The 22,489-nt window shown below is 35.9% G+C and carries 16 protein-coding genes; 7 read left to right on the top strand and 9 right to left on the bottom strand.

The features are described 5' to 3' along the window. Positions 1-11: 11 nt before the first annotated feature. Positions 12-1,241: a hypothetical protein gene (locus tag OLM58_RS13665; protein ID WP_264529349.1), complete on the top strand. Its 1,230-nt coding sequence runs from the start codon at positions 12-14 to the stop codon at positions 1,239-1,241. A gap of 24 nt (positions 1,242-1,265) precedes the next feature. Here OLM58_RS13665 and OLM58_RS13660 read toward each other — a convergent pair whose 3' ends face one another. Further along, positions 1,266-1,667, bottom strand: coding sequence for a hypothetical protein (locus OLM58_RS13660; RefSeq protein ID WP_017495447.1), 402 nt, complete (start codon positions 1,665-1,667; stop codon positions 1,266-1,268). Between the two features lie 56 nt (positions 1,668-1,723). Here OLM58_RS13660 and OLM58_RS13655 point away from each other — a divergent pair, with 56 nt between their 5' ends. From OLM58_RS13655 to OLM58_RS13645, 3 genes are read left to right on the top strand one after another with little or no spacing between them, the layout of a single operon-like run. Continuing rightward, entirely contained in the window at positions 1,724-2,527 is an 804-nt protein-coding gene (locus tag OLM58_RS13655) for an alpha/beta hydrolase (RefSeq protein ID WP_264529348.1), read from the top strand. A 16-nt stretch (positions 2,528-2,543) separates the two neighbouring features. Continuing rightward, positions 2,544-3,554, top strand: a complete 1,011-nt coding sequence (locus tag OLM58_RS13650) for a dipeptide epimerase (protein WP_264529347.1) — start codon at positions 2,544-2,546, stop codon at positions 3,552-3,554. Positions 3,555-3,559: 5 nt separating this feature from the next. Next, a complete protein-coding gene (locus OLM58_RS13645) occupies positions 3,560-4,591 on the top strand; it encodes an aminotransferase class I/II-fold pyridoxal phosphate-dependent enzyme (RefSeq protein ID WP_264529346.1) in 1,032 nt (343 codons plus the stop codon). A 40-nt stretch (positions 4,592-4,631) separates the two neighbouring features. On the opposite strand, the gene OLM58_RS13640 is transcribed toward OLM58_RS13645, so the two are convergent. Together OLM58_RS13640 and OLM58_RS13635 are read right to left on the bottom strand one after the other, a co-directional pair. After that, a complete protein-coding gene (locus OLM58_RS13640; protein WP_264529345.1) occupies positions 4,632-6,164 on the bottom strand; it encodes a SusD/RagB family nutrient-binding outer membrane lipoprotein in 1,533 nt (510 codons plus the stop codon). A gap of 10 nt (positions 6,165-6,174) precedes the next feature. Further along, on the bottom strand, positions 6,175-9,306 hold the full coding sequence (locus tag OLM58_RS13635) for a SusC/RagA family TonB-linked outer membrane protein (protein ID WP_264529344.1): 3,132 nt from the start codon (positions 9,304-9,306) through the stop codon (positions 6,175-6,177). Between the two features lie 515 nt (positions 9,307-9,821). Here OLM58_RS13635 and OLM58_RS13630 point away from each other — a divergent pair. After that, complete coding sequence (locus OLM58_RS13630) at positions 9,822-10,286, top strand: DUF1456 family protein (RefSeq protein ID WP_264529343.1); 465 nt, start codon at positions 9,822-9,824, stop codon at positions 10,284-10,286. Positions 10,287-10,477: 191 nt separating this feature from the next. Here the strand turns inward: OLM58_RS13630 and OLM58_RS13625 are convergent, their stop codons facing one another. The 5 genes from OLM58_RS13625 to OLM58_RS13605 form a co-directional block, all read right to left on the bottom strand. Further along, complete coding sequence (locus OLM58_RS13625; protein ID WP_264529342.1) at positions 10,478-10,624, bottom strand: hypothetical protein; 147 nt, start codon at positions 10,622-10,624, stop codon at positions 10,478-10,480. 250 nt (positions 10,625-10,874) lie between these two features. Continuing rightward, on the bottom strand, positions 10,875-11,873 hold the full coding sequence (gene lpxD / locus OLM58_RS13620; RefSeq protein WP_264529341.1) for a UDP-3-O-(3-hydroxymyristoyl)glucosamine N-acyltransferase: 999 nt from the start codon (positions 11,871-11,873) through the stop codon (positions 10,875-10,877). A gap of 76 nt (positions 11,874-11,949) precedes the next feature. Further along, positions 11,950-12,894, bottom strand: a complete 945-nt coding sequence (locus OLM58_RS13615) for a UDP-3-O-(3-hydroxymyristoyl)glucosamine N-acyltransferase (RefSeq protein ID WP_264529340.1) — start codon at positions 12,892-12,894, stop codon at positions 11,950-11,952. A gap of 332 nt (positions 12,895-13,226) precedes the next feature. Next, positions 13,227-13,934 carry a LytR/AlgR family response regulator transcription factor gene (locus OLM58_RS13610; RefSeq protein ID WP_264529339.1) on the bottom strand — a complete coding sequence of 236 codons (708 nt, stop codon included), beginning with the start codon at positions 13,932-13,934 and terminating at the stop codon, positions 13,227-13,229. A 1-nt stretch (position 13,935) separates the two neighbouring features. Then, complete coding sequence (locus OLM58_RS13605; protein WP_264529338.1) at positions 13,936-14,976, bottom strand: sensor histidine kinase; 1,041 nt, start codon at positions 14,974-14,976, stop codon at positions 13,936-13,938. Positions 14,977-15,197: 221 nt separating this feature from the next. Between OLM58_RS13605 and OLM58_RS13600 the strand changes: the two genes are divergently transcribed. Continuing rightward, the gene (locus tag OLM58_RS13600) at positions 15,198-16,001 is read left to right on the top strand and encodes a DUF5694 domain-containing protein (protein ID WP_264529337.1); all 804 of its coding nucleotides are present in this window, start codon (positions 15,198-15,200) and stop codon (positions 15,999-16,001) included. Positions 16,002-16,246: 245 nt separating this feature from the next. Here the strand turns inward: OLM58_RS13600 and sucC are convergent, their stop codons facing one another. After that, positions 16,247-17,440, bottom strand: coding sequence for an ADP-forming succinate--CoA ligase subunit beta (gene sucC, locus OLM58_RS13595; protein WP_017495457.1), 1,194 nt, complete (start codon positions 17,438-17,440; stop codon positions 16,247-16,249). Positions 17,441-17,855: 415 nt separating this feature from the next. Between sucC and gltB the strand changes: the two genes are divergently transcribed. Continuing rightward, complete coding sequence (gene gltB / locus OLM58_RS13590; protein WP_264529336.1) at positions 17,856-22,373, top strand: glutamate synthase large subunit; 4,518 nt, start codon at positions 17,856-17,858, stop codon at positions 22,371-22,373. Positions 22,374-22,489 lie beyond the last annotated feature (116 nt).

Genomic DNA, 22,489 nt, shown 5'->3' with positions numbered 1-22,489 from the left:
CAAACTCCAAGATGAAATACCACCTCTTCCTTTTTGTTTTTTTTGTTTTCAACGCTCACGCTGTCGCACAATCTGAAAATAACGATTTTTGGAATAAAGAAATAGAAAATTCTTCGGATATCATCAAACCGAATATTCTTTCCAATCACCCGTTAGGAATTTATATTTCCAGATTAAATCATAATTTCAATGTTCGTTCTCCCGACAAATACTCTTTTTCATTTGAATTCTCGAGCGGCAATGTCGCTCTTCCTTATGTAAAATCATATGAATTAACAGATCCCAACGATCAAAAGACGGCAGAAAATATGCCCTGGCATGCTCGGGAGTATGCTTTTGACTTAAATAAAGTTCCACACAATACTAAAGAGTTCACCGCCGATGGTGTGATTCGATCGTATCGATTTACTTTTACATTGCCTATCACGGTTCATCACGAACTTAATTTCGGTTTACGTATAAATTCGCTGGATGGAGGAAAATATCCCTACTCTATTTTTACTTCTGATGAAACAATCGAATGGTTTCACAGTAACATTGCCGGAGGAGAAGATCCTTTCTCAAGACGTTACTATGGTTTAAATAAAGCCGGAATATCTTATAAAGATGAAAATGACAGGGTTCTCACAATGCATAACGGTAATTTTACCATTCCCGGAATTGACATCAATTACAACTATTATCCCAAATTAGAAATGAATGAAAAACATCATATCTATTTGAATTTTGGAACACAGCTCGGTATCAATACTTCGCAATACAATCCTGTGGCCGATTTTGGGATTTCTTCTTCTATTCTAAAAAAGAAGATCATTAAAAACAAAAACATTCTCACTTTTGGTGCCAGTGCAGGAGTTTTACGTCAGCATTTTTTAGAATATGGAGATCGCGTAAATATCAGCAGCCGGGATTTCTTATATAGTCTTGAAGGTCTTATTGATTATAAGGTAAAACTGAAGAACAACAACCGTATTTCGTATGCGATCAATTACAATTTTCAAAGCTCTTACAATAAGAAAACAGAAAAAGATCATACCGTTCTGACCGGACAAAGAATCAAGACGCATTGGCAAAAAACGATTTCACATTTATACGAAGACTTAGAGGGATGGAATTTTATCTGCACCTACTCCACCAAACGTTTTTCTTACTTTGTCTATTTCAGAGAAGATTTAAATCTGGACAATGCACCTGATTTTCAAACCGGTATTGGTTTAAAAATGTCGATTAAAAAAAGGTAATTAATTGATCAAAATCTTATACCGTTAATTGTGCTGTTCCTGAAATACTTTCAGTAAAAGCTTAGGATCGATTATAGCATTGGGCGCTTTTTTCATTAAATCGAGAACACGTCGGGTTGCAATGGGATTCAAACCCATTTCGATCGCAATTTGCTGTATGGCTTTGGCTTCTTTTTCATGCAAGATACCATCGCAATACATAATCAGTGCCAGTCGATAAAATTGCTGAATGCGCTGAAACTCCGATTTTATAACTGATCCGGCACTTTCCTGATGAAATAAATCACGAAAAACATCGGGACTAATATTTAGTTCCTGAGCCACCAGCCACAAAAACTCATACTCTCTTTTATGCAACTGTCCGTCAACGGTAGAGAAAGCAATCATTTCTAAAAGTAAACTTATCTTTTCGGCTTCGGTATTCATCAATTTATTATTTTTAGCTAAAATATTGTTTTTAACTCTAAAACGCAACAGTACTCATGATTAGGAGATTTTTCTTTTTTATTTTCTTATGGGTAACCGCTGTCGCAAGCGCACAAGAGAGTACTGCTTCAAAAAACGTATCTGCCTTTACAATCGAAGCTCCTCAGCTAAAAACAACTAAAAAAATATGGATATATCTTCCTGACGGATATGCCGCTTCGGCCAAAAAGAGATACAGCGTGATTTACATGCACGATGCCCAAAATTTGTTTGATGGCAAAACCTCGTACGCGGGCGAATGGAATGTAGATGAAAAACTGGACAGTCTGAAAGCACCCGTAATCGTAGTAGGCATTGAACATGGAAATGACAAACGTTTAAACGAATTAACTCCCTATAAAAATGAAAAATACGGCGGGGGTGATGCCGATAATTATCTTGATTTTATTGTAAAAACGCTAAAACCTTATATCGACCAAAATTACAGAACCAAAACTAAGGCAAAAAACACCCTGATTATGGGAAGTTCACTTGGCGGATTGGTTTCGTATTATGCCGTGTTAAAATATCCCGAAATCTTCGGAAAAGCAGGTGTATTCTCGCCATCTTTCTGGTTTTCAAACAACATTTATACTTTGACGGAACAAACTCCTAAAGTCAAAACTAAAATTTACTTTTTATGCGGAGACAAAGAAAGTGACGATATGGTAAGAGATATGACAAAAATGGAACGTCTTCTGGACACTAAGCGCTGCTATTGCCTTCATCTCACCAAATCTAAAATTGTAAAAGGAGGCGAACATAATGAAAAACTTTGGCGTGATGGTTTTGCAAAAGCAATAATCTGGCTGGGTTATTAAATAAAAAAACAGACTTATGGAATTAATTTTAAGAGAATACAATTTAAAGCTCAAACATACTTTTACCATTTCCAGAGAATCAATTGATTTTCAGCCTTCATTGATTGTGGAACTTAAAAGCGATGGTTTTTCAGGTTTTGGAGAAGCCACTTCAAATCCGTATTACAAAACAACTGTTCCGGTAATGATTCAGGATTTAGAAAAAATTAGAAGCCTTATCGAAAGTACAACCACTGAAACTCCCGAAATTTTCTGGTCCAAAATCTATCCGTATTTAAAAGAGGACATGTTTGCTTTATGCGCTTTAGACATGGCTTATAATGACTTGTACGCACGCAAAAAAGGCAAGAAACTATATGAATTATGGAATTACTCCACCGAAAAAAATCCGCTTACGGATTACACCATTGGTATTGCTTCTATCGAAAAAATGGTTTCAAAAATGCAGGAACTTCCGTGGCCTATTTACAAAATTAAACTGGGCACCAAAGAAGATATTGCTATTGTCAAAGAACTTCGAAAACATACCGATGCCATTTTCAGAATCGATGCCAATTGCGGCTGGGATGTTGAAGAAACCATAAACAACGCCATTGAGCTCAAAAAACTAGGTGTAGAATTTCTCGAGCAGCCCATGAAAGCCGATGACTGGGAAGCCCATAAGGAAGTTTTTAAACATTCTGTCTTACCTGTAATAGCCGACGAAAGCTGCATTATTGAAGAAGATGTCGCAAAATGTTTCAATCATTTTCATGGTGTAAATGTAAAACTTGTAAAATGCGGAGGTCTGACTCCGGGGAAACGTATGATCGAAGAAGCCAAAAAATTAGGACTCAAAACGATGGTGGGCTGCATGACCGAATCGACTGTGGGAATCTCGGCTATTGCCCATTTGCTCCCTCAGCTGGATTATGTGGATATGGACGGAGCCTTACTTCTAGCCCAGGATATTGCCACCGGAGTAACCATAAAAAAGGGTGTAATTCATTATTCTGATCTTAACGGCACGGGAGTAACCTTAATCTAATTTTTATGAACGTAGATCAATTTCCGGACAGAACTATTGAAATCAATCAGAAGCAATACTTGTATTTTGGCGGAACTGCTTATTTGGGATTGCCCACCAATAAGGCTTTTCAGGAATTGGTCATTCAAAATATACGAAAATGGGGAACTACTTACGGAAGCTCCCGCAATGCCAATATAAAACTAACGGCTTATGAAAATGGTGAGGCTTTTCTCGCCCGTCACATACAGGCCGAAAATGCCGTTACAGTGTCTTCAGGAATGCTGGCCGGAAAATTAGTTACAGAACAATTGACTAAAACCACCGATTGTTTCTTTCATTTTTCAGATTTGCATACCGCAATTAAAACACCAAACAGTTTACCAATATTTTTGAACCATCAAATACATCCACGTCTGACAGATTCTAAAGCAGAGAAAATTACGATTCTTACTGATGGAGTCCCTTCCTATCAAACCAAAGCTGTTGATTTGTTAGTTTTAAAGGAAATCCCAAGTCATAAAGAAGTCACTTTAGTTATCGATGAATCCCATTCGTTTGGAATTTTAGGAGAAAATGGCTGTGGAATTTATTCACAGATCAACCTTCCCATTAAGCGTAAAATTATGGTTTCGTCTCTAGGAAAAGCGTTCGGCTTAAATGGCGGTGTTATTGGCAGTGATACTTCTTTCATCGATCAGATAAAAAACACGGATACTTTTATATCGGCTGCCGGAATGAATCCCGCTTTTGTTCAGACACTGGCCGATGCATCGGATATTTATCGTGTTCAGCATCAAAAATTAATGGAGAATCTACATTATCTGGATACAAAACTTATCAAAAGTGAGCATATAAAATTTGATAAAACGTATCCTTTGATTTACATTGAAATGGAACGTATAACGGATATTCTGAATGCAAATAAAATTATTATCGCCAATTTCAGGTATCAAAAAAATTCGAGAGATATTAATCGAATTGTAATTACAGCCAATCACACTAAAGATGATTTAGACCAGGTAATTGAAATTTTGAATCAAAGCAAAAGTGTATAAAAAAACAGCTCTGATCAAAAAATCAGAGCCGTTCTAGTTTTTATTTATCCCACCAAACCGGTGTGACCATTGATTTAAAGTTTAATTCATAATTTGCTTTATTCGCGTTTCTTTCGTTGGTTGAATAAATAAATCTTCTTATCCATTTTCCTCCATTAGCAGGATCAGCAGCTTTTGGCAGGGCTAATCCCGGAAAAACGTTTGTAGAAAAATCATACCTTCTGTAATCATTAAATGTTTCGCAGTTCAAATAAAGTACTATATTTTTTTGCCTCATAATATCTTTCAACTGCAAACTGGCGGCACCTTTGTTTATAGAAGCATCTCCCAAATAAGCATTTTTATCCGGAGCGGAAACTCCCAATTTATCCATATTTGCACCAATAGCATCCATATAGGCGCTATACCCTATTGCATTTGTTCCGGTACTTGTCGCATTACCTCCATTTAAAATAAATTGTGCTTCAGCCTGCATTAGTTTAACTTCAGAAAAGGATAAAATAACAACTGGCGAATCTACTTTTGAATAATAAGAATACAGCCCTATTTTAGCATTAGGTGCCGGTGTTCCTTTTGATCCCTGGCCAGGTTCTCCACCAATATAATTCCCCGGAACATTAGGATTTGGATCTTTAGGATTCACAACCCCATCTGTTACAGGATAACTTCTAAGATCAATCAGTAATGGCATTCTGGGATCCATCGTTACCGTTTTAAAAGCAAACGTGTTTCCGTTCATAAAACCAATAAATTGCTTGGTTATCAAATAAGATGCATTTCCGGTATTAAGTCCTAATTGATTATTATACCACGGATTTGTCTGTACTTTATTGTAAATCAATTGAAAGTCATCAGCATTAGATGTTATTCCTTTTGCTAAATAAGAAACTACCGTACTGGCAGCAGTTGTCGCATTAATTTTTGATAAGTGCAGCGCATATCTCGCTTTAAAGGTATAGGCGGCTTTTATCCATTTTTTTACATCTCCGCCATAAACAAGGTCTTCTTTTCCCGGAGCAAAAGAGGATGTGTTAGGAGCTGATAAATTGGCAATTGCCTGATCTAATAGGTTGTTTATACCTTTGTAGACCTCTTCCTGACTGTCATATTCCGGCTTAAAATTCTGTGATGCCAACGACGCCTGCGAAAAAGGTATATCTCCGTACAGATCCGCCAGTAATCCAAAATTTACTGCTTGTAAAATTTGAACAATGCCCTTGTAATGTGATGATTTTGTTTCATCGGCTTTATCGGCTACTTCTTTCAGGTTTCCTAAAGCTTTTACATACGCAGAAGACCAATAACTATCTAAGGATTCTTCGTAATGATTGTCTACCCCTACTGACGAATTAAGTGCAGAGGAAGTATATTGCGTTAGTAAAGAAACTCTGGTCGCGGCCGAGTACTGAGCATCAAATGTGTAGTAAATTGCAGGGCCCAATAAATCTTTTAGATTCTTATTAGCATCAGGTATTACATTTCCTGGTGTATTTACATCAAAATAATCATCGCTACAGCTATAAGTTGTCAGGGCAATGATTATGATCAAGAATATTTTGAGTATATTTTTCATCTTTTATAAATTAAAATCCTAGATTAATACTAAATGAATATGATTGTGTAAGCGGAGTCGTCAAACCCGTAAATCCGTAAACATTGGTACCGGCACTGTAACTGGAACCTTCCGGATCAAAACCATCAAAGGGTGTCCAAATCAGGAAATTACTCCCCGATACCGTAAAAGACAAATTAGAAACACCAATGATTTTTAATGCTTCTTTGGTCATATTATAAGTAACCGACACATTTCTAAGCTTAAACCAGGAGGCATCCTGAATAAGAGCATCCGCCGCTGTATTGTAAATCGTATTGTTATAATAATTGTTTCGTAACGATTTATTTATAGGGATGTCGTTAGGTACATATCCTCCTGCTCCATCCGATTTTACACCGTCTAAAACAGCAGTTTCGCTTCTGTCAGCAGTAACTCCCAAAACACCATTTCTAATTCCGTTTCTTCTGGCTGTATCATACGCGTCTCCGCCTTTTTTATATTCCAGCAAAAAACCGATATCAAAATTTTTAATTTTAAAGGTATTGTTTAGCGTAGCTACCCAGTCCGGAAAAGCCTCACCAATCTTACCTATTGCTATGGCTCCCGTACTTGTTTTATTAAAAACAGGCAATCCGTTTCCACCAATCACTACTTTACCGTCTACTCGTTGCCAGGACTGGCCATAAAGTGTTCCCGCTGCATCGCCCAAACGTACTTGTGAAGTTATATTGGTAGCCTGAGAGTCATATCCGAAAATAATATTTTCAAAAGGCAATGCTGTAACTTTAGTTTTGTATTGTGTAAAATTTAGCGTAGAGGTCCAGCTGAACTTTGGATTTTTAAACCAATCTACACCTAAAGTCAATTCGTTTCCAGTTGTTTTTAAAGATCCGCCGTTGTCCCAGAATGCCGTAATTGAAGAGGATTGTGGCACAATTCTTTGAATAATCTGATCCTCACTAACTCTGTTAAAATAAGTGTATTCCAATCGGATCCTGTCTCTAAAAAAACGCAAATCCGTACCTATTTCCCAAGTCGATATAATTTCGGCTTTCAAATTTGGATTGGCATCCACAGATGTGGCAGATACTCCTCCAACTCCGTTGAATGGAAAATTTACATCTTTTATATTTTTTCTAAAGATCGCAAACGGGGGCGTTTTTCCGCTTTGTGCCCAGGAGGTCCTTAATTTTCCATAAGACAAAATAGATTTGTTTTGATCGATCAGGTCTCCAAAAAGAAAAGACAAATTAGCAGAATAATAATCAAATTTATTATTCTTTACCGGCAAAGTAGACACCTGATCGTATCGCCCCGTAACCCCAAGGTAAATAATTTCTTTATAATCTGCTTTTGCTTCAAAAAAGTTACCCACGTTTCTTACACGCTCTTCACCCGTATTATAAGCAAACAAATTGGTCGCATTAGAAATATTATTAAAATCTGTAATAAAAATTCCTTCCCCTCTCACATTTGAATACGTATTTTTGGTGTCCAAAATTTGATTTCCTAAGGTAAGGGTAGTATTAAAATTTCCAAATTTTTTATTGGCAGTGATCACAAAACTAGAATTGAGTCCCGTAAAACCAATATTTTCATCCAGAATAAAACCATTTACTGCTGTTCCCACATCGAGATTAGCAGGAACATATCGGTTTCTCGTTTCAGAATAATTATCCACACTAGCTCTATAAACAAAGTTTAACCATGAAGTTGCCTGATAATTAAAATCGGCCGAAGCAATAATACGATTTACATCATCTTTTAAATTACTTACAGAGGTAAAATATCTTGGCTGATCGATAATACCATTTGTATAATCTTTTTCTTTACCGGCAGCGGTAAGATAATCATTTACATCAATAGAGGGTGACCAATATGCCAGAGAACTCATAACCGATTTGTCTCCATTATTAGATCTTATACCTCCGGATTTTGTATAAGCAAAAGAGGACCCAATTTTAAATTTTTCAGAAATCTGATACCCTCCATTTGCTTTGAAAGTTTTTCTTTGGTAAGAAGTGTTTGGTACAATGCCTTCGTCTTTACTGGTAGAAGCAGACACAAAATAATTGATTTTCTCTGTTCCTCCGCTTACACTCACGCCTAAGTTTTGAGTCACACCAGTTTTAAAGAAATCCTTATAAAAATTTCTGTATTTAATTCCTGCACCATCTGAACTGGAATATTCCGGTCCAAAACTCCAGAACCCTCCCGGGCTTGCAGGATTTACCCATTCAAAACCACTAGCGCTATCCGATACGGTACTTTTTACATAAGAAGCTCCGTTTAGACCTTCTCTGTATTTGGATTGCAGCTCCGGATAATGATTTACCTCACTAAAAGTAATACTGGAATTGATATTAATTTTTGGTTTTCCTTCTTTCCCTCTTTTGGTAGTGATAATAATCACACCATTACCAGCCAAAATACCATACAATGCTGTAGCACCGGCTCCTTTAAGAACAGTGTAGCTTTCTATATCTTCCGGATTGATATCTATTGCTCTGTTGGAAAATGAAAACTGTTCTCCGCTACTCACAGAATTAGAACCTTTTGAGGGAGCTACATTTCCTATAGCTGTAGCGTTATTTACAGGGTTACCATCAATAATAATCAAAGGCTGATTATTATTAGACGGATCCAAAGAAGAGACACCGCGAATAACAATGTCTATACCAGCACCAACTCCTCCGGAAGTTTTACTTATGGTTACTCCTGCTACTCCTCCCTGCAAACTTTCAAGAGCATTTAATTGGCCCGGTCTTTCTATATCTGAGGCCTTCAAAGTCTGGCTGGCATAACCCAAAGATTTTGTTTTATTTTTTATGCCAAAAGCGGTTACCGTCACTGCATCCAACTCTTTAGAATCCGGATTCATTTTTACGTTCAAAATACTTCGGGTTACAGTAGCTTCATTCATTTTGTACCCAACGAACGAAAATAACAAGACTGATCCTTTATTTACGCTAATGGCAAAATCCCCGTCTAAACCTGAAGTAGTAGTATTGGATGTTCCTTTTTCCTGGATATTTACACCTGGCATTGAAACACCCCTCTCATCTGTTGCGCTTCCTTTTACCGTTATTTTTTGTGCAAACAGCATGCCTGAAGCGAGTAAGAACAAAACGAAGGAAAAGGTGAAATTCTTTTGTTTCATAAATTTTAGTTAATAATGGTTAATAATTTGGTTTGTTAGACCTGTAATTTACAGACTTTATTTTACTAAAATTCGTTTTTACATCAAAATTTAAAGATATTTCTTATAAATATATTTTGCTTTATTTAAAAGATGAAAATCCAATCGAAACATTAAAAGCAAATAAAATTATTATTGCCAATTTCAGGTATCAAAAAAATTCGAGAGATAGTAATCGAATTGTAATTACAGCCCAACACTTAAAATCCGATTTAGATCAATTAATAAATATCTTAAACAATTGTAATTTTAAATAAAAGCGAAAGAACCTGCCGCGAATACATGAATTTTCACTAGCTATATTGCGTTCCAATTTTAATTCTTACGATTCGTTGTAAAAAAAATTAAAACACCCTGTATCATAATAATTACTTTTAAAATGTACCTTTGTAAAAAATTAAGTGTATAGTTTGTGATTCCGACGAAGATTATGGGAACTTGAAACTTAAAACAAACTTGAAACTAAAAAACAAAAAATGACAAACAACGATATCCTAAAAAAACTTCGCGTGGCTTTGATGCTTCGTGACGACCAAATAGTAGAAATTTTAGAATTAGTAGATTTCAGAATTTCAAAATCAGAATTGGGCGCTTTTTTTAGAGCCGAAGATCACCCAAATTATATGGAATGTGGTGATCAGGTTTTACGTAATTTCTTAAACGGACTGGTAATTCATTTAAGAGGAACGAAAGAAAACCCGAAAAACCCGAATGATGTTTTAGCCAAGCACAAAGCTCAGATTCCAAAGAAAGACAGCACAAAGGACAGACCTGAATTTAAAGCCGCTCCTAAAGATTCTGAAAGAGCAAGAGGCGATCAAAGTCCATCAAAATCAAGTTCAGCTGATAAAAGACCTAAGAAGAAAGAGTTTCCAAAAGGCAATGGAAAACCAGTAGTGGTAGAGAAAGTAGTATATAAAAACGGTAAGAATAAAAAATAGCACTGTTTGTTTAACCGCAAAGAGCGCAAGGATTTTTAACTATAAGAATCTATACAAACGCAAAGTTCGCAAAGCTATAATGGATAAAGCTATGCGAACTTTGCGTTTATTAAGCACAATCTAAGAAAAAAACTTTGCGCTCCTTGCGGTTACTAAGCGCAATCTAAGAAAAAACTTTGCGCCCTTTGCGGTTAAATTTTATTCCCTTCTATTTTTTCAAAAAAAGCATCTTTAAAAGTTGCCCCAATCGGGAGTTCTTTGCCATTTATAAAAACGGAGAAACTATCTTGTCTATAAGATTCTATTTGTTTTAAAACCACCACATAAATTTTATGCATCTGAACAAACTTCTTTCAGACAACAATTTAAGTATATTTTTAAATATAAATATCTAATATTTATGATTTGTTGACCCTATAATCATATACTTAGTTTTTATTTTAAACCGTTTCTTTTTCAACATCTAAATGGAAAGATTTACTTTATTCTACCTTAAAATTATGACTGACATAAATTAAAATTACAGCAGATAAAAATAACTCAAAAATGACATTTTTAGATACGTAAAAAGTCGAAACAGTAATTTCCCTATCCCTCTGAAACCATTGTTTTTAACAACCCCCATTGTTTTAAAGCTTTACGTGATTCTATGGCTGGATAACCTAACACTGTTTTTCCAAAGGCAACATTACTGATAACTACCGACCTTACTCCAATTACGGCTCCATCGCCAATAGTAACATGATCTTTTACACCAACTCCTCCTGCAAGGATTACACCGTTTCCTAAAGTTACGGAACCTCCTAAAGCAGTACTTCCTGCTATAATGCAAAACTTACCCAGTTTACAGTTGTGACCTATCTGGACCAAATTATCAATTTTACAGCCATCTCCAATAACAGTGGAACTAAATTTTGCCCGATCAATACAGGTGTTAGCGCCAATCTCTACTTCATTTCCGATAATTACATTTCCGATCTGAGGAATTTTAACCAATCCTTTTTCTTTACAGGGGCGGTAACCAAAACCATCTGCTCCGATAGTCACATTAGGATAAATGACACAATCACTGCCAATATAACAGCGTTCCCGCATTACGGTTCCAGACCAAATAATAGTATTTTCTCCGATCTCACATGCGTCAAAAATAGTTACATTGGGGTAAATAGTTACATTATCACTCAGTTTTACTCCGAATCCGATATAACATCCTGCTCCAATACGAACATTTTTACCTATAATTGCGGATTCATCCACAACAGCAGTAACATGAATATTATTGCGAAATATTGGAGCAGAAGGGGCAAAAAGACCTAATATTTGTGCCATTGCCAAATCGGCATTCCCGACTTTTATAAATACACGGTCTTCTCCGGGATCTATCGAAATATCTTCGTTAACAACAGCTACAACTGCTTTGGAATTCTTCCATTCCTTTTCATATTTTTTACTTCCAATAAATGATATTTCTGTATTGATAGCTTTATCTAATTGCTCCACACCATTAATTCTCTGCGACAACAAGGCTGTGCCCCAGATAATCCCATTAACAACCTCACTCAATTCCTGAATAGAATACGATTTCATCCTTTTATTTTTTTATGAGAAAATTCAAACTGGGAAACTGACATCCTAAACCACACTTCGTCAGCTCCAGAAATTATTATATATCTGATTCTGTATTTTGTTTACTTATAGTTTCAGAAAGTTTATTATAAGTGACTAATTGCTTTATCATTTTTCGGGATTCAATTGCTGGTGATCCTAAATAAGATTTGCCACCTTCTAAAGATTTACCAACTCCCGATTGTGCCAATAGTATAGCTTTCTTTCCTATTGTAACCCCGCTTATAATCCCCACTTGTCCCCAGATCGTAACTTCATATTCAATACGCACACAACCCGCAATACCGGTCTGTGAAGCAATCAGGCACATTTTCCCTATGACGGTATCATGCCCTATATGAATTTGATCATCCAGCTTAGTTCCTTCTCCAATTATGGTATCTCCTGAAACTCCTCTGTCAATCGTACAAAGCGCTCCAATGTTGACATTGTCTTGTATCACAACTCTTCCGCCGGATAGTAACTGATCAAAACCATCCGCGCCTTTTTTATAATAAAAAGCATCCGATCCCAAAACTGTTCCGGCCTGAATAGTAACGTTATCGCCAATTACCGTATGATCATAAAGAACAACATTCGGATAGAGTAAACAATTACCCCCAATAGTCACGTGATTCCCTACAAAACAATTGGATATAATTACGGTTCCTTCCCCAATAGTCGAAGAAGATGCTATTGCTGCCTGTGCTGCCTGAAATGGTCTAAAATGCTTCGTTAGTTTATTAAAATCTTTAAATGGATTATCAGAAATTAGCAGTGCTTTTCCTTCGGGACAATCGACAGCCTTATTAATCAGAATAATTGTTGCAGCCGAGTCTAGTGCTTTTTTATAATATTTTGGGTGGTCAACAAAAACAATATCTCCTGGCGTAATAACATGAATTTCATTCATTCCTAAAACCTGAAAATTTTGGTCACCAATAAATTTACAATCAAGCAAATCTGCAATCTCACCTAAGGAATAAGCTCTTGGGAATTTCATAAGCTATTTAAAATCAAAAAAAAATATATTAGCAATAATATAAAGTTTCATTAACTATTATAGCAGAAATGTAATAAATGTAAGAATTGACGTAATAAATGGCTGTTTTTTAATTTAATCGAAGCTCCCCAATGAGTATGAAGAAGCTTGTCTGACCAGAAACTAAAAATGCTTTTATTTTAAACCAATGACAACCTAGAAATAAAAACCAATCTAAAAGCTATTGTCTTATATTTCTAAGTATTAGTTAAAATACGCCAATAAATGAACGGCTCTAAACCCGGATCTAAAATCAGTAGTTAAAAAAATCTATTCTTATCGTGAATGTTTTTTTATATCTTATTTTGGTCAATTAGTTCGAAGAAAGCATCTTTAAAAGTAGCCCCAATCGGGAGTTCTTTGCCATTTATAAAAACAGAGAAACTATCTGTTGACTCAATATGTTTTAAAGCTACCACATACGATTTATGAATTTGGACAAAACCTTTTTCGGGCAGTGATTCAACAACATTCTTCAGGGACGAATGCGTAATAATTTGTTGGTTGCCAGTATGAATGCAAACATAATTCTGAAGACTTTCTACATATAAAATCTCCTCTAAAAACAACTTTACAAATTTATTTTTTCCATCAGTTTTAATAAAAATAAATTCAGCCGAATTGTTATTCGATACCACTTCTGTTTTTGAATTCCCATTTAGTTTGGAAACCGCCTGATAAAACCTTTCGAAAGCGATTGGTTTTAGTAAATAATCTACAGCATTCAATTCAAATCCCTCTAAAGCAAAATCGGGATAAGCCGTTGTAAAAATTACTTTTATCTCTTTAGAAATGATTCTCGAAAGCTGCAAACCCGTTAGCTGCGGCATCTGAATATCCAGAAAAATAACATCAACACTATGTGTATTTAGAAATTCCAATGCTTTCAACGCATCATTGAAAACAGCTGTTTTTTCCAAAAAAGATACTTTCCCGATATAATTTTCCAGAATACGCGTTGCGGGCGGTTCATCATCAACAATGATACACTTCAATTTCATATTACTTTTTTAATGGTATTTTTAAATAAGTTTTAAAGGTATTCTTTTCTGCTATTTTCTCGAGTGTAAACTCACCTTTATAAGCATGCTCCAAGCGTTTGCAAAGATTATCAAAACCGATTCCGGTTGAAGAATAATTTTCACCTGCACCATTATAGTTAAAGGTTGACAGCTCTAAAAAATTTTCTTTTATTACGATAGCAATAACCGCTTTCTCCTCTTCTTTATTCAATTTTCCATGTTTGAAAACGTTCTCCATAAAATGTACCAGCACCGACGGAAGAATCTTTTCTGTTGAATAATTTCCTTCAATTACAAAATCCAGGTAAAGCTGATCTTCAAATCTTTTTTTCTGCAAATGAATGTAGTTTTCTACAAATTGAATTTCTTTAGAAAGCAATACCTCATCTTTCTCCGTTTCTGTAATCACATAACGCAGCAAATCCGAAAGTACCAAAATATCCGAAGCCATTTCATCCTCTTTCAAAACCAGCTGACTGTAAAAGGAATTTAAGGTGTTAAACAAAAAATGCGGACTCACCTGCGATTTCAACATTTGAAGTTCTGCCTTTTTATTTTCTAATACTAATTCCTGATTTTGTTTTTGCGTTTCCTGAAAATGAAAAAACAGATAAGCCAGACTGCTTAAAACAACAGCAGGCAGGCCAAAGAAAAAATTGTCCTTAATATAATAGCTGATCTCTCTGGTTTCTTTTGCATAATTATGAATTCCTGTGAGCTCATATAGTATCACTTCCTGAACAAAATAACGTATCGCAGCAAAAATCAACAAGGAGACAGGAATGCTAATCACAAACAAAAGAATTTTCTTTTTGTTTAAAAACCATTTACAAAAAGTGTGAAAATTCAAAAAGTAGACAATAAAGATTACCACTATAAAACTAATGTTAAACATAAAGGAAATCCTGTTGAATACAAGATCCAAATCCCGATTGTTTATCCCAATTTCCCAAAGATTAGAGGTGATATACAATCCCAGAAAAAGAAAGATATGATAAGACAATGGTATTTTCAGCTTCATAATAATGTTGTTGTCCTTTCAAAAATACAACTATGACTTCATATGGATACTATATTTATACAAAACCTCTCTTTTGGGTGACGAACCATCAAAAACGATACACCAAATTTTTAAACCTTAAATTCCACGAGTTTACAAATTGAAATTTGACGTTCATCAAAAACTAAAATTTCACCTGAAAAGCTATGCTACATTTGTCCTGAATTTAAAAACCAATCATCATGAAAAAAATCATCTTACTATTACTTGCTGTTATCACATTTAATACCGTTTCCGGACAGTCAAAGAAAAAACAAATACTTTTACTTGGAACCTTCCATTTTGAAAACCCGGGACTCGACGTTGCTAAAATCAACAGCTTTAATGTGATGTCAGACAGAAGCCAAAAGGAACTGGAGAACATCGCCAATAAAATTAAAAAATTTGGTCCGGATAAAATCTTTGTCGAATGGAATTACCAAAAACAGGACAAACTGGACAAATTCTATAATAGAAATACGGACAGTTTACTTCATAAACAATCAGATGAAATTGTACAGGTAGCATTAAGATCAGCTAAAAAACTAGGTCATAAAAAGTTATATGGTATTGATTACAACAACACCGATTTTCCATATGACAGTCTGGTAAAAGGAATGACAGCCGCCGGTCAGTTTGATCTAATCAAAAAGAATGAAGAAACTATGAAATATTATGAAAAGAGTCAAAATGAAAAAATTGCCAAATATTCACTGACTGAACTGCTGTTAGACATCAATACCAAAAAATCGAATGAAGACAATATTGGCTGGTATGTTGAAACAGCTACTAAAGGAGGCAAAACGGACGATTTTGTTGGGGCTTACTTAGTTTCGGAATGGTACAGAAGAAACCTTTATATGTATGCTTTAATTCAAAAACTAACCGAAAGTAAAGACAACAAAATAATGGTTTTATTAGGTGCCGGACATACCGCTATGATCAGGGAATTTGTAGAACACAATCCTGAATTTGAAATTGTAGAATTGGCAACAGTTTTAAAATAGGTCAGAGATCATTTAACCGCAAAGGGCGTTAAGAATTTAACTTAGTATTGCCAATAGAAACGCAAAGTTCACAAAGCTATTCGTTTAAAAAAGCCACGAATTCACGAATTTTTATTCTCTAAGATTATAAAAAATAATTCGTGAATTCGGGGCTAAAAAACTTTGCGTGCTTTGCGGTTATAAAAACAAAAAAAAATCCACTCCTTTCGGAATGGATTTTCTATATAAATTGATTTCTTATTGAATTAAGAAAGAGCAGCTTTAACTTGGTCAGCAGCTTCCTGAAATTGAACAGCTGATAAAATTGGCATACCTGAGTTGTCAATTAATTCTTTTGCAATTTCAGCATTTGTTCCTTGCAAACGAACGATAATTGGCACATTGATAGCATCACCCATGTTTTTGTAAGCATCAACAACACCTTGAGCAACACGGTCACAACGAACGATTCCTCCGAAGATATTGATCAAAATAGCTTTTACGTTTGGATCTTTTAAGATAATACGGAAAGCTGTTTCAACACGTTTAGCATCAGCAGTTCCACCAACATCTAAGAAGTTAGCAGGCTCAAAACCAGCATATTTAATTAAATCCATAGTTGCCATTGCAAGACCAGCTCCGTTTACCATACAACCTACAGTACCGTCAAGATCTACATAGTTCAATCCTACTTCTTTAGCTTCAACCTCGATTGGATTCTCCTCACGGATATCTCTCATCTCAGCATATTTTGGTTGTCTGTATAAAGCATTATCGTCGATATTTACTTTAGCGTCAACAGCAAGAATTTTGTTATCTGAAGTTTTCAAAACCGGGTTGATTTCGAACATAGATGCATCAGAACCAACGTAAGCGTTGTATAAAGCATCGATGAATTTCACCATTTCTTTAAAAGCATTTCCAGTAACACCTAAGTTAAAAGCAATTCTTCTTGCCTGAAAACCTTGTAATCCAACAGTTGGATCAATTTCTTCTGTAAAGATTAAGTGTGGTGTATGCTCAGCAACTTCTTCGATATCCATTCCACCTTCAGTAGAATACATAATCATGTTACGTCCTGTACCTCTATTCAATAAAACAGAAACATAAAACTCAGAAGTTTCGCTTTCACCAGGATAGTAAACATCTTCAGCAACTAAAACTTTGTTTACTTTTTTACCCTCAGCAGAAGTTTGAGGAGTAATCAATTGCATTCCGATGATTTGTTCAGCAATTTCTTCAACTTGTTGCAAGTTTTTAGCCAACTTCACTCCACCACCTTTTCCACGTCCACCTGCGTGAATTTGTGCTTTTATCACATGCCATCCTGTACCAGTTTCGGCAGTTAATTGTTTTGCAGCAGCCACAGCTTCAACCGCATTGTTAGCCACAATTCCGCGTTGAATGCGTACTCCGTAACTTGCTAAAATTTCTTTTCCTTGATATTCGTGTATGTTCATAATATAGAATTTGTCTGGTTCTGAATTTATTTCAGAATAAAAGTGCGACAAAAGTAGCAAAAATCAACTTAATAGTAAAATCTTTTTCAATTAAAAAACGAGAGTGATATGCACGAAACGTTTATTCTTTTTGAAAGCAAAGAAATGGTTAAATAAATAATTTGTTAATATTAACTAGAAACCACTAAAACGTTTGATATTTAACAAAAAGACCACCGTATTTGTTAGCCTTACAGCGATTTTTCATACTATATTTTAGTCTGTATTGTCATTTTAATAATTCGCAATGGCTAAAAAAACATTATTATCAATTAAGAAGTCTTTTTCTAATATTACAACAAAAATAAAAGCAAAACAGCTATTTCAATACATTATATTTAACGAAATCTCTATTTTTGTAAAAAAAATATCAAGAATGAAAGTTAAAGAACAAGGGCTTTATTTGCCTGAATTTGAACACGACAATTGTGGTGCAGGATTTATTTGTAATTTGAATGGTATTAAATCAAATGATATTATTCACAAAGCATTGGATATCTTAATAAAATTGGAACATCGTGGTGCAGTTAGTTCTGATGGAAGAACTGGAGACGGAGCTGGAATTTTATTCGACATCCCACATGATTTTTTTAAAAAAGTATGTGATTTTGAAATCCCTGAAACACGTGAGTATGCAGTAGGAATGGTTTTTTTACCAAAAAGCAAAAACCAGGTTTCTTTTTGTATGAACGCTTTCGAATCGACTATTAAGGATCAAAATTTAAAGATTCTGGGTTGGAGAGATGTACCGGTTGAAGTAGAAAATTTAGGGCAAATCGCCGCAGAAAAAGAACCAACAGTTAAACAGGTTTTTGTTAGCAAAAACGGTCAGGATTTAACTGAAAATGAATTTAATGCAAAACTTTTTGCAGCTAGAAAAATTGCTGAACATGCCATTAGAGGATCTAAAACCTCTGAAAGCCATATGTTTTATTTCTCTAGTTTATCGACAACTACCATAATATATAAAGGTCTCTTGATGCCGGAAGACATCAGCCGTTATTATGTTGACTTAAAAGATCCCGATTTAGTGACTCGTTTGGCGTTAGTACACCAGCGTTTCTCTACCAATACATTCCCATCCTGGGATTTAGCACAGCCGTTTAGATACATGTGTCACAACGGTGAAATCAATACGCTTCGCGGAAACGTAAGTCGTATGCGTGCCCGTGAAGAATTGATGCAAAGCAAAATCTTTGGTGATGATATCAAAAAATTATTCCCAATTATCTTAGAAGGAAAATCAGATTCTGCTTCTATGGATATGGTAGTAGAACTTCTATTAATGACAGGACGTTCCTTACCGGAAGCCATGATGATGGTGGTTCCGGAAGCCTGGGAAAAACACCAGACCATGTCTCCTGAGAAAAAAGCCTTCTACGAGTTTAACGCTTGTATTATGGAGCCTTGGGATGGCCCTGCCTCTATTCCGTTTACTGACGGTAACGTAATTGGTGCACTATTAGATCGTAACGGATTACGCCCTTCTCGTTATACCTTAACCAAAAGCGGTTTTGTAATCATGTCATCAGAAATTGGTGTTTTGGATATCGATCCTGAAGATGTGATTCAACACGGTCGTTTAGAGCCTGGAAAAATGTTCCTGGTAGACATGAACGAAGGCCGTATTATTGAAGACGACGAGGTAAAAAAATCCATCGTTACCAAACGTCCTTACAAAGAATGGATCGACGCTAACTTATTACCTTTATCTAAAATACCGTATACGAATAACCCAACTCCGGTTGAGAAACTGGATTTCTTAACCAGACAAAAATTATTTGGCTATACGATTGAAGATTTAAAAACCATCATTAACCCAATGGGAGGTCAGGGAGCTGAAGCCATCAGTTCTATGGGTAACGATACACCTCTGGCCGTTTTATCAGACCAGCCTCAATTGTTGTACAACTATTTCAAACAATTGTTTGCTCAGGTGACTAACCCGCCTTTAGACGGTATTCGTGAAGAAATTATTACTGATATCAGTTTAGCCATTGGCGGTGATTTCAATATTTTTGAAATTGAATCCAAACAATGTAAAAAACTAAAAATCCAAAATCCAGTTATTTCCAATGAGGATTTAGATAAAATAAGAAACATCGATCATGTCGATTTCAAATCGGCTACTATTTCTACCTTATATAAAATAGAAAAAGGAGTAAATGGCTTAGAGCGCGCACTTGAAAAATGTGTTGAGGCAACTTTTAAAGCCGTTTCTGACGGATGCAACGTCATTATTTTATCAGACCGAGGCGTAAGTGAAGAACTGGCTCCAATACCAATGTTACTGGCTTGTTCATACATTCATCACTCTTTGAACATTTTGCAGGTTCGTTCAAAATTCGGAATCATAATCGAATCTGCCGAGCCTCGCGAACCTCATCATTTTGCTTTATTGTTCGGATACGGTGCTAGTGCAATCAATCCTTACATGGTCAATGAAATCATTCACGATCAGGTGAATCAGGGCTTTATAAAAGGGGTAAAAGCAGATTATGCCATTGTAAATTACAACAAAGCCATTGCAAAAGGAATCGTTAAAATCATGAACAAAATTGGTATCTCTACTTTACATTCGTACAGAGCTGCACAAATTTTCGAGATTTTAGGACTGAACAAAACTTTTACTTCAAAGTATTTCCCTTACACCCCATCACGAATTGAAGGAATTGGTTTGATGGAAGTCGAAAAAGAAGTGAAGAAACGTTTCCAGAAAGCATTCCCAAATTCAAAAATTGCCAACTTACTTTCTCTTGAAATTGGAGGTATTTACAGATGGAGACGCGGTGGAGAGAAACACATGTTCAACCCGACCACTATTTCTAAATTACAACAGGCCGTTCGTTTAAACAGCCCTGAAAGCTATAAAGAATACTCGAATATGGTCAATGAGCAAAGCTCAAACCTAATGACCATCAGAGGTTTATTTGAATTCAACAATTTAGATCCAATTTCTATTGATGAAGTAGAATCTTGGACTGAAATTGTGAAGAAATTCAAAACCGGAGCCATGTCTTACGGATCCATCAGTAGAGAAGCGCATGAGAATTTAGCGATTGCCATGAACCGAATTGGCGGAAAAAGTAATTCCGGAGAAGGAGGAGAAGATCCAAAACGTTTCCAAAAAGAAATTAACGGAGATTCGAGAAACAGTGCGATCAAACAAGTGGCATCGGGACGTTTTGGTGTTTCGATCAACTATTTGACCAACGCCAAAGAAATCCAGATTAAAATGGCTCAGGGAGCGAAACCTGGTGAAGGTGGACAATTACCCGGAGAAAAAGTAGTGCCATGGATTGCCGAAACCAGAAATTCAACCCCTTATGTAGGTTTGATTTCGCCTCCGCCACACCATGACATTTACTCTATTGAAGATTTATCTCAGTTGATTTACGATTTAAAAAATGCCAATCGTGAAGCACGTGTAAACGTAAAATTAGTTTCCGAAGTTGGAGTTGGAACGATCGCTGCCGGTGTTGCCAAAGCAAAAGCTGACGTGATCTTAATTTCAGGTTACGACGGAGGAACCGGTGCTGCACCCTTAACCTCTTTACAACATACAGGTATTCCGTGGGAACTTGGTTTAGCCGAAGCCCAGCAAACTCTAATCTTAAACGATTTAAGAAGCCGTGTGGTTCTGGAATGTGACGGACAGCTAAAAACGGGTCGTGACGTTGCCATCGCTGCATTGTTAGGAGCTGAGGAATTTGGTTTTGCAACGGCTCCGCTTGTAGCTTCCGGATGTATTATGATGAGAGCTTGTCATTTGAATACCTGTCCGGTTGGTATTGCTACTCAGGATCCTGAATTGAGAAAAAACTTCAAAGGAACTCCGGAGCACGTCATCAACTTCATGTATTTTATTGCCGAAGAGCTAAGAGAAATTATGGCTCAATTAGGTTTCAGAACTTTAAAAGAAATGGTGGGGCAGTCGCAAAAATTAAATGTAAACAAAGCGATCCAACATTACAAAGCCAATGGTTTAGACTTGTCATCAATTCTATACAAACCGGAAAAAGCCAAAACGGTTCCAAATCACAACACAACACAACAAGATCACCAGCTTGAAAATGTATTGGATTTTGATATCATTAAAGAAGCAATTCCGTCTATTTACAGAAAAGAAAAAACCAGAGTTACCTTTAAAATTAAAAATACAGACCGTTCTGTAGGTGCTATTTTGAGTAATGAAATCTCAAAAATTTATGGCGCACAAGGATTACCTGATGATACTATTTTAGTTGATTTTGAAGGCTCTGCCGGACAAAGTTTTGGTGCTTTTGCCACCAACGGATTGTCGTTTAAAATTCACGGAAACTGTAATGATTACTTAGGAAAAGGACTTTCGGGAGGAAAATTAATTGTAAAAGTCCCTCCTACTGCCACTTTCAAGCCTGAAGAAAATATCATTATCGGGAACGTTGCCCTTTACGGAGCTATTACCGGAGAGGCTTATATTAATGGAATTGCCGGAGAGCGTTTCTGTGTTAGAAATTCCGGAGCAACTGCGGTTGTCGAAGGAATTGGAGATCACGGATGCGAGTACATGACGGGAGGTACAGTAGTTGTTTTAGGAAAAACAGGACGAAACTTCGCCGCAGGTATGAGTGGTGGTGTTGCTTATGTGTACGATCCGAATCAACAATTCGATGCAAGGGTATGCAACATGGAAATGGTTGCTTTTGATCCTATCGAAGACGAAGACGTGAGAAAACTAAGAAAACTGATCAAAAACCACTCTCTGTACACCAACAGTCCATTAGCCAAAAGAATTTTAGCAGACTGGGAAAATGAACAGCAAAATTTCGTAAAAGTAATGCCAACAGATTACAAAAAAGCACTACAACGAATTGCAGAAGAGAAAAAAATAGAAGAATTAATAGCGGGATAAAACATCAATTTCAAAAATCAAAAATCAATTTCAATGACAATGTCTTCCTGAGCGAAGTCGAAGGAAGCGAAGTCGAAGAATTGAAATTTGGATTTTTAGGAAATTGTAATTTTAAT

It is taken from the genome of Flavobacterium sp. N502540, assembly GCF_025947365.1.
Taxonomy (GTDB): Bacteria; Bacteroidota; Bacteroidia; order Flavobacteriales; family Flavobacteriaceae; genus Flavobacterium.
The sequence above is the reverse complement of the archived record's forward strand: the minus strand, read 5'-3'. Positions and strand labels throughout refer to the sequence as shown.